The sequence below is a fragment of the Leptobacterium flavescens genome (assembly GCF_010671605.1).
In the GTDB taxonomy this organism is placed as follows: Bacteria; Bacteroidota; Bacteroidia; order Flavobacteriales; family Flavobacteriaceae; genus Leptobacterium; species Leptobacterium flavescens.
Genome location: NZ_JAABOO010000003.1, coordinates 798,281 through 812,738 on the forward strand (window position 1 = coordinate 798,281; position 14,458 = coordinate 812,738).

The 14,458-nt window shown below is 41.6% G+C and carries 13 protein-coding genes; all 13 read right to left on the reverse strand.

Translation table 11 applies throughout. The features are described 5' to 3' along the window. Nucleotides 1–28: 28 nt before the first annotated feature. The 13 genes from GWK08_RS15865 to GWK08_RS15925 all read right to left on the reverse strand — a co-directional run bounded on the left by GWK08_RS15865 (nucleotide 29) and on the right by GWK08_RS15925 (nucleotide 14,277). Nucleotides 29–496: a hypothetical protein gene (locus GWK08_RS15865; protein ID WP_163608209.1), complete on the reverse strand. Its 468-nt coding sequence runs from the start codon at nucleotides 494–496 to the stop codon at nucleotides 29–31. 10 nt (nucleotides 497–506) lie between these two features. After that, complete coding sequence (locus GWK08_RS15870; protein WP_163608210.1) at nucleotides 507–1,193, reverse strand: response regulator transcription factor; 687 nt, start codon at nucleotides 1,191–1,193, stop codon at nucleotides 507–509. Continuing rightward, nucleotides 1,190–2,548: a sensor histidine kinase gene (locus tag GWK08_RS15875; protein ID WP_163608211.1), complete on the reverse strand. Its 1,359-nt coding sequence runs from the start codon at nucleotides 2,546–2,548 to the stop codon at nucleotides 1,190–1,192. The genes GWK08_RS15870 and GWK08_RS15875 overlap by 4 nt, the downstream gene beginning before the upstream one ends. 200 nt (nucleotides 2,549–2,748) lie before the next feature. Then, the gene (locus GWK08_RS15880; protein ID WP_163608212.1) at nucleotides 2,749–3,237 is read right to left on the reverse strand and encodes a DUF4890 domain-containing protein; all 489 of its coding nucleotides are present in this window, start codon (nucleotides 3,235–3,237) and stop codon (nucleotides 2,749–2,751) included. Nucleotides 3,238–3,342: 105 nt separating this feature from the next. Further along, nucleotides 3,343–4,851 carry an aminotransferase class V-fold PLP-dependent enzyme gene (locus GWK08_RS15885; RefSeq protein WP_163608213.1) on the reverse strand — a complete coding sequence of 503 codons (1,509 nt, stop codon included), beginning with the start codon at nucleotides 4,849–4,851 and terminating at the stop codon, nucleotides 3,343–3,345. 400 nt (nucleotides 4,852–5,251) lie between these two features. Then, the gene (locus GWK08_RS15890) at nucleotides 5,252–7,270 is read right to left on the reverse strand and encodes a DUF4910 domain-containing protein (RefSeq protein ID WP_163608214.1); all 2,019 of its coding nucleotides are present in this window, start codon (nucleotides 7,268–7,270) and stop codon (nucleotides 5,252–5,254) included. A gap of 39 nt (nucleotides 7,271–7,309) precedes the next feature. Continuing rightward, nucleotides 7,310–7,849 carry a hypothetical protein gene (locus GWK08_RS15895; protein ID WP_163608215.1) on the reverse strand — a complete coding sequence of 180 codons (540 nt, stop codon included), beginning with the start codon at nucleotides 7,847–7,849 and terminating at the stop codon, nucleotides 7,310–7,312. Between the two features lie 11 nt (nucleotides 7,850–7,860). Further along, nucleotides 7,861–8,220 (reverse strand): nuclear transport factor 2 family protein, encoded by a 360-nt coding sequence (locus GWK08_RS15900; RefSeq protein ID WP_163608216.1) that lies wholly within the window; start codon nucleotides 8,218–8,220, stop codon nucleotides 7,861–7,863. Nucleotides 8,221–8,300: 80 nt separating this feature from the next. Further along, nucleotides 8,301–9,431, reverse strand: a complete 1,131-nt coding sequence (gene chrA / locus GWK08_RS15905; protein ID WP_163608217.1) for a chromate efflux transporter — start codon at nucleotides 9,429–9,431, stop codon at nucleotides 8,301–8,303. A gap of 10 nt (nucleotides 9,432–9,441) precedes the next feature. Next, complete coding sequence (locus GWK08_RS15910; RefSeq protein WP_163608218.1) at nucleotides 9,442–10,104, reverse strand: hypothetical protein; 663 nt, start codon at nucleotides 10,102–10,104, stop codon at nucleotides 9,442–9,444. Nucleotides 10,105–10,106: 2 nt separating this feature from the next. Next, nucleotides 10,107–10,571: a hypothetical protein gene (locus tag GWK08_RS15915; protein ID WP_163608219.1), complete on the reverse strand. Its 465-nt coding sequence runs from the start codon at nucleotides 10,569–10,571 to the stop codon at nucleotides 10,107–10,109. Nucleotides 10,572–10,754: 183 nt separating this feature from the next. Continuing rightward, entirely contained in the window at nucleotides 10,755–11,684 is a 930-nt protein-coding gene (locus GWK08_RS15920; RefSeq protein ID WP_163608220.1) for a 2-hydroxyacid dehydrogenase, read from the reverse strand. 100 nt (nucleotides 11,685–11,784) lie between these two features. After that, on the reverse strand, nucleotides 11,785–14,277 hold the full coding sequence (locus GWK08_RS15925) for a zinc-dependent metalloprotease (protein WP_163608221.1): 2,493 nt from the start codon (nucleotides 14,275–14,277) through the stop codon (nucleotides 11,785–11,787). Nucleotides 14,278–14,458 lie beyond the last annotated feature (181 nt).

The window sequence follows — 14,458 nt, forward strand, 5'->3', positions numbered from 1 at the left end:
AGGGAGATCGCTCTATCAAAAAGGCCTGTTATCGGCGCCTTCTGTCCCTCTTTTTAGAACCTGATATGAGCTCTGAAACTTCTTCTCCCATGCCTTCAAACAATCGAATGGTAGATTCCGATGCCAGTTCTTTGTCTAAAAAGATCTTCAGGCGACCATTGCTCAACCGGATAAGATATAGTAATTCGTTATTCTCTTCTTTTTCCCATTCATGAGAACTCCCTTTAGCACTGTGATTCTTAGTGCCAAGTTCGTCCATGAGAAAACTCTTTACTTTTTCGGTTTTATGTTTGTCAAAGCGTGCCGTAAGATGATAGCTGTCATTATCAGAGCTGACGGATATGGAGGTCGAAGACCTTGATTGCCCGTTATTATCTGAAATGCTTACAGACACTGAGCTTTTATTAGAAGAACTACTGGTACTTACCGAGGTTTGTGCCTGTGTAATCAGGCTGCCGGCTAAAAATGCAACGGCTATTAAAATTTTTGATTTCATTTTTGTTCGTTTAAGATTGTTTTTCAATTTTGAATTCCAAACCGATACCCCGTACACTTTTAATACTGATATCGGGATCGTTCTTAAAATATTTCCTCAGGCGGCTTATGAAAACGTCCATACTCCTTCCCGAGAAAAAATCGTCATTTCCCCAAACGTCTCTGAGGATGTGATCACGCTTTACCAATTGGTCTTTTCTTTCAAACAGGTATTGAATTAAGTGAGCTTCCTTTTCGGTTAGCCGCTGTAATTCATCCTGATGTTTTAATGTATGATTGGCGGGGTTAAAGGTGTAAGCCCCTATTTGAACCGTGCTTCCGGCACCCGCAAAACGCTGTCCCCGCTTAATTATATTGTTGATGCGTAAAACCAGTTCATCAGCTTCAAATGGCTTTACGATATAGTCGTCTGCACCTAGTTTCAAACCTTTTATCTTGTCTTCCTTCATTTTTTTTGCCGTGAGGAAAATAAAAGGGGTTTCGGGCTTTTGTTCGATCACTTTTTCGGCCAGGCTAAACCCGTCCATCTTTGGCATCATCACATCAAAAACACAAATATCCACCTCCTGTCCGGTCAGATAATTAAGAGCATCCTCCCCGTTTTTTGTCCAGGTTACATCAAACTGATGCAATTCGAGGTATTGTTTCAAAATACTTCCAAAGTCAAAATCGTCTTCTGCCAATAGTATTTTTTTCATTTTGGAATGCTGATTTTAAATGTGGTTCCTTTTTCTTCCCCGGAATCCAGTTCAATACTTCCGTCATGGGCTTCCACGATAAGTTTGGTATAATACAACCCCAGGCCTAATCCTTTTACCGTATGTACATTTCCTTCCGAAGCCCTGTAAAACTTGTCGAATACCAGAGCCTGACTTTCTTTGGGGATCCCCGGCCCGTTATCGCTTATACTTACGATATAGAGAGGGTCGTTTTTATGTGTTTCTATCAGGATCTTTATTTGATCACTCCCGTATTTTACCGCATTTTCCAGGATATTGAGCAGGGCAGTGGTAAAATGGAATTTATCGATACGAATACGATCGGGAGTGCTGGATTGACGATATTTTATATCGATCTCTTTTTCGGTAACCGAAAGACGGAAATCGTTTACCAGATTGTTGAAATACTGAGAATCTTCAACCTCTTCCTTCTGTAATTCGATCCCCTTGCCCACCAGACTGTTTTCCATGATCTGATCCAGGAGTTTTTGCAGCCTGTTGTTCTGACGCTCTATGGTATTTAGTGTGCTGTTAAAGACATTGGATGCCTGTTCCTGTTTTTTCAGGGTAGCAGTAGCCAGTCCAAGGGTTGCCAGGGGAGTTTTGAACTCATGAGTAATATTATTGATGAAATCTGTCTGGATATCGGTAAGCTTCTTCTGCCGGATCAGGGACCGCAGGGTATAGATAAAAATGATAATCACCGTTAAAATAGACCCGATAGCGGCAATCAGGATAAGGGACATTCTTCTCAGAACAATGAGTTCCCAGTTGCGGATGGATATAAAAAAAGAATGTACCGTAAAATAATCCCGGAGCCCGTCTCCTGTTACTTTACCGGTATTTCTTCTGGTTTTAAAGGTGTTGTCTAAAGTATTGAGCGTACCGAAAATTTTTGTGTTGATATTAGATTCCTCAAAATTGAGGATAGTATCCCCGACCTGGTTTTCCGGACTGAAGAGAATAAATTGATCCAGGGTTTGGGCAAAGCCCACATTTTCGCCTTCGAAAGTCTTTTTTAGCTCTTTTTCTATATGAGCCGTAATAAAGTGCTGGAGTTCATTTTCCTTAACTTGCTTTATTATGTTAGCACTGTCTATTTCATTTTTGAGATACTCTTTTCTCAGTTTGCCGTAGAGCGTATCCATCTCGGAGATCAGGGAATCCGTATAGGAGAAATCTGCCGTGATCTTTCCGGCCTTACGCTGGATCTCTTTCCTGAATTCCTGTACTTTATAGTCATAGGCTGTTTTTACCAGATAGTATTCTATACCGGAGAGGGTACCTATGGCTATAAGTGAAATAATGGTCAGGATGGTTATCTTTCGCTTCATACAATGTCAAAAATAGTACAAAACGAGCGTTTCCGGGGCCGAAATAGTACTGTTAACCGATCATTAACCTTGAAGCTTGGGGATTCCTCTTTAACAGAGGGTTTCTTCTGCTGTGTTAAACGGAGGTTGATGAGTCCTTCGGGTTTACCGTTAACTGAGCATTAACTTTGGGAAAGTCCCGGACAAAAAAAAGAGAGCTTTTATTGCCCTCTCTTTTTGTGATGTTGTGCTTTTTTTCTTTTGATGTGTTTGCCTTTTCTTTTCTTCATACTCTGCCATTTCTCATATTGCTCGGCATTGAGGATCTGTTTCATTCTCTGTTGCACCTCATATTGAGCATCCAGACGTTCATTGGCTAAGGCATAACGCTCATCTTTGGAAAGTTCCTCACCTTTTTCCTTTTTCGCTCTTAAAGCTTCTGCTTTCTGTTTTCTCTTTGTCGCCAGCTCCGTATTGAGTTTAAGAAGCTGATCCTTCTGATTTTCATTCAGGTCGAGGGCAATAGCCATTCTCTTGGTCTGCAATGTAGCTATTTCTTCCGGGCTCAGATCTTTAAGGTAGGCTCTTCTGTGCTCCCGTCCTTTTCGTTCTGTTCTTTCCTTTCGCTCACGCCTTTCCTGTTTTTCCTCTTGTGCCATTACCGGAAGCGCAAAGCACATCACCAGTAATAAACCGATTACTTTTTTCATATTATAAGTGTTTTAAGATTTTGATAATAAGACCCTTTTATCGGCACAAGGTTTAATAGGGAATGTCGATTTGTGAGTTTGTTAACAAAAACGGATAGGCGAATCTCAGGAAATAGCCCGTATAAAGCCATTGGCAGGATTCTGTACCTGTTGAGGTACAAAATTCCGGTTCAGCGCATTCAGCATCTCGTATTTTATATCGCTATCGAGCTGACCGTTTACGGAGGAGAGCTCATTACAGGAAGGATCGAATGAGTACTGATGTTTCCATTCGGAATGCTTCCTGGCAAGTTCGGCTATACTTTCACTTATAAAATAGATCTCTTTGTCGGTCATGGTGGGGTGAAGGGACACCCTGATCCATCCGGGTTTGGAAGAATGATCTCCCTTATCTATCTTATCGGTAATCTGTTTAGAGTGTTTAGGGGTTACGTTAAGCAGAAAATGCCCGTAAGTTCCGGCACAGGAACATCCTCCCCTGCATTGTATGCCAAACTTATCATTGAGCAGTCTTACCCCCAGATTATGGTGCAGGCCGTCAATATAGAAAGATATTATAGGCAGGCGGTTTCGTTGTTCGGAAGCAAGAATATGCAGATTAGGTATTTTCTCCAGTTTGGTCCATAACAGATCGAGCAAATGCAGCTCACGGGCAAGAATGTTCTTTATGCCCATTTCTTCCTTAAGCCTGATGCACATGGCGGTTTTAATGGTTTGCAGAAAGGCAGGGGTTCCCCCGTCTTCCCGGGCTTCTATATCGTGGGTGTATTCGTGTTCTCCCCACGGATTGGTCCAGGTAACCGTACCTCCACCCGGATTGTCGGGAACTTCTCTGTTGTACAGTTTTTTATTGAAAACCATTACCCCCGAAGATCCGGGGCCTCCAAGGAATTTATGAGGAGAGAAAAAGATAGCGTCCAGATGGGCTCCTTCTTCTTTCGGATGCATATCGATGGGCACATAAGGTGCAGAACAGGCAAAATCCACAAAACAATAACCATTTTCCTTATGGATAAGCTGAGCGATCTTATGATAAGGTGTTTTTATACCCGTAACATTTGAACATGCCGTTACCGATGCGATCTTTAAGGGCCGGTCTTTGTACTGTTCCAGCAATTGAATAAAATGATCGATATCTATCAGGCCGCTTTCAGAAGGCATTATGATCTCTACATCGGCATCGGTTTCCAGCCAGCTTGTCTGATTGGAATGATGCTCCATATGGGTAACAAAGACGATCGGCCTTTCCGAGGCCTTTGCCGACCGGTTCCCTTTTATATTTAGGATCCGCTGAAACTTGTTAACCAGCCTCGTCATTCCGGAACCCGCCGTAATAATAACATCATCCGGACCGGCATTTACGTGTTGTTTTATGATCTGCTGGGAAACGTGATAGGAATAGGTCATTGCGGTACCTGTAGAATTGGTCTCCGTATGGGTATTTGCCACTAATGGCATTATTTCCTTTTGAATCCTGGATTCAATGGGCTGATAATTTCTTCCGCTGGCTGTCCAATCGGCGTAAACAATTTTCTTTTTACTACCATCTACAGCCTGGATTTCTTTATTTATACCGATGATCCCCTTTCGGTATTTCAGAAAATGTTCTTCCATTTTCATCAATAAATTATACTCAACTGGTTATGTAGGTATAATAATTTAGATTTGGTTTTCTAATTATTTATCAGCTCGGGTGTGTTTTGTTGTTATATAAAGATAGGAAAAAGTTGCTTACGGCGCTACGTGGCTTTGCTTCCTTTTTGATGCGGATAAACCACAGTAATAGATCAATAGCTTAAAAATGAGGTCTGTAGATGTGAAAAAAATGTTAAAATACTTTATCGCTAATTGAGTAAAGTCAAAGAATTTTTTGAATTAAAATTCACTCTTTATGTTTTTACCGTATTATGCCCGGGTAATATACTTACTTTTAAAGTCGAAACATGGGTGTTTTATTTAACCACTACAGCCGTTAGCTCTTTAAAATGCCCTTATCAGATGAAATATTAGTGGTTTAATTTATCACCTCAATACTCTTCAGAGCTTCCAGATATTCGGCAATATGTGATAGCGGAACGGGCCCGAATTGAGCCGAAACCATATTCCTGATCTCCTGTACGCTCCTTTTACCATCTACCAGGTTCAAAACCTCGTAAGCGTATTCCCCGCCGGAACCCCAAAGACCATTGTAGCCGAAGATCGCAGGTGCTTTTTTTGCCGGATCGTAATGATCGGTAAAGTAGTTGTACCCGAAAACAGACATGGGCCCCTTAATATTTGAATTCCGTTTATATACGGTTGATCCTTCACCCGAAGCTTTAATCTTCTTCCCGCTACCGGTATTAGCTTTTAGATTGGAGACAAATGCCGTATAATCCGAGCGGTGTTTTTTAGTGATATCAGCATATGGGGCCATAGAGTTAAAGCGTTCCATTTCGGTGACCCAAAAATAATATTTGGTGTTTTCCTGTTCGGCCGGACTCAACGATGACATGCGTTCCATCAGCTTGGAGGTACGCTGAAGCAATTGACGTTTTAGCAGATCGATGGTTGCTGTCAGGTCCTTACTTCCGAAATTTGCCAATTCTAAAGCACTTGCCGCTCCTATAAATCCGGCGCGTTTTAATTTGGTCGGATCTATATTTGCAGGTACATCGTAGTTCGTGTGTATATATCTATCAGGCCAGTCGTGAAGGTAAATGGAAGGGATCTTAAAAGAACCTTCACTATACACCTGAAAATCGCTTCCCATATGAAATTCGCCTAAAACTGCCTGAAGAGCTTCTTTTCCTCCTTCCTTAGAAGCCAGGGGAAACATGACCTGCTGCCCGCTGGCATAAGCGTTGGAACTCTGGTTGACAAAAGAACCAAAGGCTTCCGCTATATCATTGCTAAAACTGGACACACTTGCAGGGCCCCTGGAAACATGAAAAAGAGCCTTGGTTTCGGGACTTCCTCCCACCATATCCATATGTATATTGAATTTAGTTTTTCCAATGTATTCCGGCTTGTAGCTAAGGAGAGCCATGGTACCCTCTATTTCGGGAGACCAGACAAATCGTATGGTCCTCGCCGGACGATCTATCTTCCCTTCATCGATCAGTTTTTTTATGGTCCGGGCAACCTCAAGGATGGCCATGCATCCGCTGGCATTGTCATTTGCTCCGGGCCTTGGATGATCCAGGTGGCAGCTAAAAGTAATCTCCTCTTCTTTTAATTCGGGATCGGCACCTTCAATAATGGCAGTCAGTATATCGTAATATCCCGGATGCTGACCGGCTTTAACCTTTGCGTGCAGGCGAATATCTTCTCCTTTTTCCAGCCTTTCCTGAAAACTTCTCGCCTGTTTTAAGGACACCATAAAGGCAAATGTTTTGGTTTTTGCAAAAGTTGACAAATGCCCCCAGCGAATAAGGTTTTCATTTTCTTTCCACCAGGCAGTAACCTGGTTCTGTGCATAACTAATGATCCCGACAGCGCCGTATTTTTCTATGGCTAAGGGTACTACGCTCTGAGGTTGGGAAGAAGTCAGTACCAGCTTGCCTTTCAGATCCTTGCCTTTATAATCTGCTTCGGAGGTTCCCTGACCAATATCTACGAGGGAAGCAGTTACCTCGCCGCTTTCACTGTCCTGTGCTAATACCAGGGGAATGGATTCCCAATCGGCAATTTTCGTTTTATGGACCCAGATATTGCCCGTATTCTCAACTTCCCAGAGTTCGGCAAACTCAACATCCCAGGCGGGCCTGGACTTCTGAGTTCCGTACATGATCTGTCCGTCGGCCGGGATTTTTATCAGTTCGATGCCTTCCAGACCGTATTTTTTCAGCTCGGCCTGGATAAAATCAATAGCTTTTTGATAATCCTCGGATCCCCTCATTCGATGAAGACGGGAAATGAATTCCAGGTTCCTTTTGGCAAGTTCTCCCGACAACTCCTGATCCAGGTGTGCGATCAATTCTTTTTGTCCTAAAGGAATATGTTGGGCATATCCTTCAAACATAAACAGTGCGAAAACAAAGGACAGGATCATTGTCCGAAATTGTATTTTGATTTTCCCCGGGATCATCTTTTATTTTTTAAGGTTTGAAGTTGTGTTTATTACTCTTTCCCCTGAAAAGACCTGAACGCCTTCGGGCAGAGGGTTTCCTGCCATTCTCCTCCAGCTCTTTACCTGCCCCACGTGCGTAAGGGCATCAGAAATATGTCCGTTTAAAACAAACCAAAAAGGGTATTCTGTTTTAGAGTGACTCCTTCTTGCCTTAAAGGACGATAATTCCTCGCAATCCATTTTCTTAAGCCTGTTGCTGAGTTCGGTATAAAGCTCCAGGGTTGACCTTCTCATGGCCTCAAAAGATGCGGGAGTGCCTTCCAGTTCACTTCCTCCACCCAGGGTCCTGTTGGCCGTTGAGGCGAGAATATGAATGTGTTTAAGTACTTCCAGGATATTCATACTTGATTCGCAAGGCCTGAATTCCAGTTCTTTTTCGGTAAGGCCTTCCGTAGCCCAGTAATAGCGAAAACCCAATCCGTCAACAAAACGGGCAATCACATTAGATGCATTAATCTCGTCAGGAACATGGGGAATGGAAGAGTAGGGTAGATCGGTCATTTTAGAAATATTTAGTTATTTGGAATGGGTAAATTGTGCTGCCTTAGAAAAGACAGTTTATCCCAGTAACCTCTTTGAAATTTTATTTTGTTATCTATCACCTGGAAAAATCCGCAGCCTCTCAGACCCATGGGGTCTTTCCATTCCAGGATAGCCCAGTTGCCATCCTCGAAGATATTTTCAACGATACAGTGCATATCTGCCTGGGAAAATTCATTTTTAAACATTTCCCGTATAGCGCTTTTCCCTTTTACCGGTGTATTGGCTACCTGATGGTTAACAGCGTCTTCATGATAGAGCTCTGCCAGTTCGGGAGCTTTCCCCTCATTAAAAAGCGTAACCCATTTCTGTATAAGTTCTTTTGGTTGCATAATTAAACGATAGCGGAAGTAATGATTGAAAACGATTTTAAAGATAAAGAAAAAGTATGTAGGAAATACATTTTGAATATCTAAATAAGCTGTAGCAAATAACCCAGGAGTGCACCGCCGATCACGATCCACATAGCGTTTATTTTTTTAAACCCGAAAGTGAGAATAAAGCTGATAAGTGCAATGATAATCCCTTCCCACCCTGTTAGTGTATCTTTTCCCATTTCGAAGAGTACGGCAAGCATCACGGCAACAGCCGCAATATTAACCGAATCCAGAAAGTATCCGAGGAGTTTTGATTTTCTCATTCTGGGAAGTAATGGATTCAGAAGAAGTACAAAGAGGAAGGAGGGTAGAAATATCCCAAGGGTAGCAGCTATAGCTCCCCAGAAACCTTGCAACTGATATCCGATAAAAGTAGCCGTAGAAAGTACAGGGCCCGGAGTGAACTGTCCTATCGCCACAGCATCGATAAGTTGCTGCCTGCTCAGCCAGCCTCTCATGACCAGTTCTGCATCCAGATAAGCGAATAAAACATAACCACTACCGTACAGAACCGCTCCGACTTTAAGAAATACCCAAAAAACTTTAAGTGAACTCAGGTTGGAAGTCGAAAACACAGGAATTTGTATAAACAAGAAGGGGAAAATCGATTTTACATTTTTTGATGCCCCAGTCTTGATGTAGAAATATAGTATCCCAATAAATCCTGCACCCAGGAGGGCGAGTATTTCGTTTAGCCCGGACAGACTTGCCAGGAGTACTACCAGCCCCAAAATTCCCAGTTCCCATCCTTTGAGGGCTTTTTTACCCAATTTGAATACGGCTGCTGCTATAATTGCCAGTACCGCCGGTTTGATCCCGTAAATGAAGGGTTCTACTTTTGGCAGTTGCCCGTATTCTGCATATAGCCATGCAAAAATACCTGTAATCACTACCGCAGGGAAGATAAAACAGGCTCCGGCTACAAAAAGACCGGCTTTTCCTGCTCTTTCATGACCGCAATGCATGGTCATTTCCGTTGAATTAGGCCCGGGAATTAAATTAGTTACTCCCATAAGGTCCAGGAAGTGCTGCCTGCTCATCCATTCTCTTTTGTTTACGATTTCCTCCTCCATCATTGCTATATGAGCAGCAGGGCCTCCGAAAGCAAAACAACCTAATTTAAAAAATACAATAGCAACTTCTTTTAATTTTTCTGTTGAGGTCATATGGTAAATGTTAGCGACAGGAATTGATATTCTTCAGAACATCATTATAGCGGTCTATCAGTTGAAGATCCAGCTGATGCAGGAACCTCAGGACACTCATCAATTCTTTCATTTTTCCTTTTTGAAGGGCTTCTGCAGCCTTATTTACTTCGTTAAGGACCCTGTCCTGCAGATTGTACATACTTTCCAGGTCGTACAGGCATTCATAATCGAATTCGTTGGTAATATTGATAGATTTTGTAGTGTCCCATGCTATTTTGTTGAGTACGGGTAGTTCCAGTTCTATATGGGTTCCACCCAGATAGAGGTATTTTTTATCTGTAGTTTTTGTAGAATCGGTGTGAGTAAAGAAACCCGGGTACTTTTTCTGCAGCATATTAAACTCCTCAGGACTGGCAAGGACACGGGAAGAAGTTCCTTCATATATTTTTGTGTATTCTGAAAAAGCTTCCGTCACCAGGTGATAGCTTTTATCTGCGAACTCCAGTTCCGACTTATTGTTCTCGATTTCTTCCCTGATCTTGGCTATGATCACTTCCTTGTCCTGCATCGACTTTTTGGAAGTGTTCCAGTTGTTGAACCAGATAGCCAGGTTGATCCCGATAAAAATAAGCAGGACCTCCCCGATAATGTATTTCCAGTTAAAGTTATTTTTTAGTTTAAAAAAGCGCATTTTTATACGTTAAATTCCGACTTGTTTTCTGATAATGAATCTATTAAAACCAGGAATTCTTTTTTTAAATTGTTTAGTTTTTTCTTTTCAACGCGGTAAAATAGAAAAAAAGCACCAATCATTAGCAAAAATAACCCAGCGCTTGCAAATATGGATTCGGAATCACCAGGATCAAGAATTGATGAGATCATAAAAAAGTTAAAAATGAAAAAAAGGAGTAACATTAAAAAAAAGCCTCCTATAGGTATTTTGCTTACGACCTCAATTTGATCCTTTGTCTTAAGAACTGCAGTCGCTCTGACGGGAATTGGAGTCGGAATGTGATTAAAGTCAAGCCAGGGCTCCCTGGGTCTGAAGTGTATTTTTCGAGAATTAGTGAATAAATATTTACCATATGATTTCTCAATAAAACGATTTACGGGAACTTCAAGATTATCTGTATTTATGCTAAAGATCTCTCTTTTCACAGGAATTCCAAGTTTAAGTAAAAAAGGAATAAAAAAGTAGTACCCAATTAACTCAATGGCATGAAGAGTTGTAAACAGACCAATAAATGACCAGGCTAAGAGTAGAACAAAAAACAATTTCAATCGGTTTTAGGTTAAGTAAAGAAACAAAAAAACGATTGAAGTGAAAACCTATTCTTCCTTTTAATACCCCTTTTGAAGGGAAACCGTGTTCAGAAGCGGCTTTCCTTCGAGGAAATTCCGGTAATTCTCAATTACCTGATCTGCGGCCGAGTTTATATTGGTAAGACTAGCTATATGAGGAGTGATCTGAATTTTAGGATGCTCCCAAAAACTGTGACACTCAGGTAACGGCTCCATAGTAAATACATCGAGCAGGGCTCCCGAAAGATGCTCCCGGTCTAAAAGATAGGTCAGATCGTTCTCTACCAGATGCTCACCGCGACCCACATTGATCAGATAGGCTCCTTTCTTAAGCTTCTGAAGGTTTTCGCGGTTTAAGATGCCTTCGGTCTGGTGTGTTAAGGGTAAAAGATTGATAAGAATATCTGAATTCGCAAGAAATCCATCTAACTCTTCCGCTCCGGTATAAGCCTCAACTTTAGGGATGCTTTTTTCAGAAGCCGACCATCCTTTTACCTTAAATCCAAGCCGGGCGAATTTTGCTGCTACCAGTCCACCCATTTTACCCAAGCCAAGAACGGAAACCGTTGTTTGGTCTACAGTCCTGTATTCCTTTTGCTGCCAAAGCTTCTCCTGTTGCTGCCTGGAATAATGGGAAAGTCCTTTCAGATGCTGCATTACAGCGGCAAGCAGGAATTCCCACATATCTTCGGAAAGACGCGAATCGACGATCCGGCTGATAATAATATTCTCATTCAGGTTCTGAGTACGGGTAATATGCTCTACGGCGGCACCGACCGATTGAACTACACGTAGGTTAGGGAAGCGATCCAGAATATCCTTTTCCGGTTTCCAGCAAAGTACAAAACGAACTGTAGCCGGGTCTTTAACCTGCGGAAATATGCTGACATCTGCCTGCATCAGCTTTTGCTTTAATATTTTCTCCCAGGGTTTCGGATCTTTATTGTTGAATACGATCAAAATACTCATAGCGTCTAAAATTAAAAAGAAAAACCATCAAAAGTAAGCTTCTGATGGTTTCCTTATTAACACTTGTTTGGTTGGAAAGTGTTTCCCTAGGGAAACGGTTTTATTTAGGATCTAAAATGTTATTTATACGCTGAAGAGCATCCTGTAAATGATATCTGCTCAACCTGTCTGAAGTTCTTCCGATAGCACTTCTGATGCTGGATCTTAGTGTTACCAGTTCTCCTCTTACAACAGGTCTGATATCAGATTGACTAACATCTACCTGGGTTCCTGCAAATCTTCTGAATCTTGCCGGAACGTTTGGTTGCTCATTATTCATAAGGAATTCCATACGCTCAATATATGCACGCTGAAGATTTCTTCTGTACGTATCTATCTTTCTTCCGGAAGCCAACTCACTGAAAAGTCCCCTTCTCAGGTCGCCCATCATGTTGATAATGGTATAAGCTTCGTTACCGTTAAGCGTTTCGTTTTCAATTAAACGAGCCATTCTTCCGAAATCAAGGATATTGTTCAATGCTCTAACCTGTGTACCTCTTAAACGTTCTACACTACCGGCACTTTCAACTTTATTGAAAATATTTTCATCAATTAACCATTTAGGTGTTTTAAACAGTTCGTTTTGCATAAAGTTCATCGCTTTTTTCTGATGAGCTTTACTTACGTGTGTATAAACGGCTCCGTCCTGGTCATAAGTTTTATAATATTCGTAAACTCCACCGATGTTTGAAGCAACATGCCCCATATATCTGTTGTACTGACCTAGTACCTGTCCGTACATGGTTTGCAGATCGCTGTAATCTTTACCGTCTTCTGCTGTCCATTTGATCAGGTTAGGAACTATTCTCTTAAGGTTGGCAATACCGTATAAACTGGCTTTTACCGCATCATCTCCAAGATCTTCTGTCTGAGAGCTAGGATCGATCACACCAAACTGCTGTCTTCCGAATCTGTACATCGGATCATCTGCATGATCAAGGATCCACTTGTCTAGAGTTTCTTTTTCGTCTTTTGCAGACTTGTCAAGAATAGGACGGTATCCCCAGTTGATAGCGTGCTTGTCATAGATCCCGATATTAGGCATAAGAGCTACTCCTTTATCTTCCGGTTGTGCCACGTAGTTAAAACGCGCGTAATCCATGATAGAAGGTGCTGTACCGTATTTTTTGGTAAATGCAGCAGAACGCAGAGAATCTACAGGGTAAGCAACACTACTTCCCATATTGTGAGGTAAACCTAAAGTATGACCTACTTCGTGAGCAGATACAAAACGGATAAGGCGTCCCATGATCTCATCTTTAAACGCAACACCACGTGCATCAGGGTTGATAGCAGCAGTTTGTACGAAGAACCAGTTACGTAATAAAGTCATTACGTTGTGGTACCAGTTAATATCTGATTCCAGGATCTCTCCGGAACGAGGGTCACTTACGTGAGGTCCGTTTGCATTCGGGATCGGAGAAGCCAGGTAACGTACTACAGAATAACGTACGTCTTCAGGGCTCCATTCCGGATCTTCTTCTACAGTTGGAGGGTCTTTTGCTATAATAGCATTTTTAAAACCAGCTGCCTCGAAAGCTACCTGCCAGTCCTCAATTCCTTGTTTGATATATTTACGCCATTGTTCAGGAGTAGCACGATCTATATAATATACGATCTGTTTTTTAGGCTCAACAAGTTCACCTCTTTTAAATTTGGCAATATCTTCATCTTTAACTTCAAGTCTCCATCTGTCAAGATAACGTACCGTTTTACTTTCCTGAGCGTCCAGACCATAGTCTACCTGTCCTCTTGCGAACCATCCGACACGTTGGTCAAAATAACGTCTCTTCATTGGAACTTTAGGAAGAAGGATCATAGAGTTGTTCATTTCCACAGAAATGGTTCCTGTACTTCCGTTAGACGGTGGTCTTCCGGCAGCATATGTTTTTACATGTCTCGCTTCTATGTTACGAGGATAACTCTTAACAGATTCGATAAACGATTTAGTAGCGTCTAAACGTGTAACTCTGTAATTTGTTCTTTGTCCCTGAGGTAATCCAAGAGCTTTTACATCTTTTTGGAACAGATCGGTAACATCGATTACCGTAGAAGTAGAATCTTTACCGAAAGCTTTGATCGGGAAAGTGTATAGCACAGGCTCGAAGTTAGAATTTACAACCGCTTCCTTAACAGGAAGGGAATCTGCCGCATATACATTGTGAGAAACTACACGTAGAACTACCTTTTTGTCTTTTTTCTGCCAACGCAGTACCTGAGTGTTGGTCTTTCCTCCACCGAATCCGTTTCCGGAAGCTGTTTTGGCAATTCTGGTTACCATCAGCATCTCTCTTTCGAAAAGAGAATCAGGGATTTCATAAAAGAATTTTTCATCTATTTTATGAACGTTAAACAGACCTTTATCGGTCTTTGCATCTTTGGTAATTACTTTGCTATAAGGTTGGATAGCACCCTTTTTTGGTTTTGGTCTCGGAGCTGGTGCAGTAGGTGCTCCTTTCTTGCTTTTCTTTTTTTTGCGTTGTGCCTCAGCAGTATGGGAAACCGAAAAAACTAAGAACACAACAAGAAGTTTAAGCAGTATCTTTCTTGTCATAAGTTAAAAATTTAGTTTAAAATGCCCTCAAATAACCGCAAATATTATGGTTTCCGCTGTTAAGGTTTTCTTAAGGTTATATACCTATTATATGTATAAGTAGAAAAATCACAAAAAAAGGCGATAAACGTTAAAGATTTCACAAAGAGCGTAACATTTTGATTTTTCAGTAGTCTTATTA

What these genes read in the sequence shown, in the direction of transcription:
- GWK08_RS15920 (WP_163608220.1), bottom strand. Translation starts at nt 11,684, where the DNA reads ATGAGTATTTTGATCGTATTCAACAATAAAGATCCGAAACCCTGGGAG.
- GWK08_RS15865 (WP_163608209.1), bottom strand. Translation starts at nt 496, where the DNA reads ATGAAATCAAAAATTTTAATAGCCGTTGCATTTTTAGCCGGCAGCCTG.
- GWK08_RS15900 (WP_163608216.1), bottom strand. Translation starts at nt 8,220, where the DNA reads ATGCAACCAAAAGAACTTATACAGAAATGGGTTACGCTTTTTAATGAG.
- GWK08_RS15875 (WP_163608211.1), bottom strand. Translation starts at nt 2,548, where the DNA reads ATGAAGCGAAAGATAACCATCCTGACCATTATTTCACTTATAGCCATA.
- chrA (WP_163608217.1), bottom strand. Translation starts at nt 9,431, where the DNA reads ATGACCTCAACAGAAAAATTAAAAGAAGTTGCTATTGTATTTTTTAAA.
- GWK08_RS15885 (WP_163608213.1), bottom strand. Translation starts at nt 4,851, where the DNA reads ATGGAAGAACATTTTCTGAAATACCGAAAGGGGATCATCGGTATAAAT.
- GWK08_RS15895 (WP_163608215.1), bottom strand. Translation starts at nt 7,849, where the DNA reads ATGACCGATCTACCCTACTCTTCCATTCCCCATGTTCCTGACGAGATT.
- GWK08_RS15870 (WP_163608210.1), bottom strand. Translation starts at nt 1,193, where the DNA reads ATGAAAAAAATACTATTGGCAGAAGACGATTTTGACTTTGGAAGTATT.
- GWK08_RS15890 (WP_163608214.1), bottom strand. Translation starts at nt 7,270, where the DNA reads ATGATCCTGTCCTTTGTTTTCGCACTGTTTATGTTTGAAGGATATGCC.
- GWK08_RS15925 (WP_163608221.1), bottom strand. Translation starts at nt 14,277, where the DNA reads ATGACAAGAAAGATACTGCTTAAACTTCTTGTTGTGTTCTTAGTTTTT.
- GWK08_RS15910 (WP_163608218.1), bottom strand. Translation starts at nt 10,104, where the DNA reads ATGCGCTTTTTTAAACTAAAAAATAACTTTAACTGGAAATACATTATC.
- GWK08_RS15880 (WP_163608212.1), bottom strand. Translation starts at nt 3,237, where the DNA reads ATGAAAAAAGTAATCGGTTTATTACTGGTGATGTGCTTTGCGCTTCCG.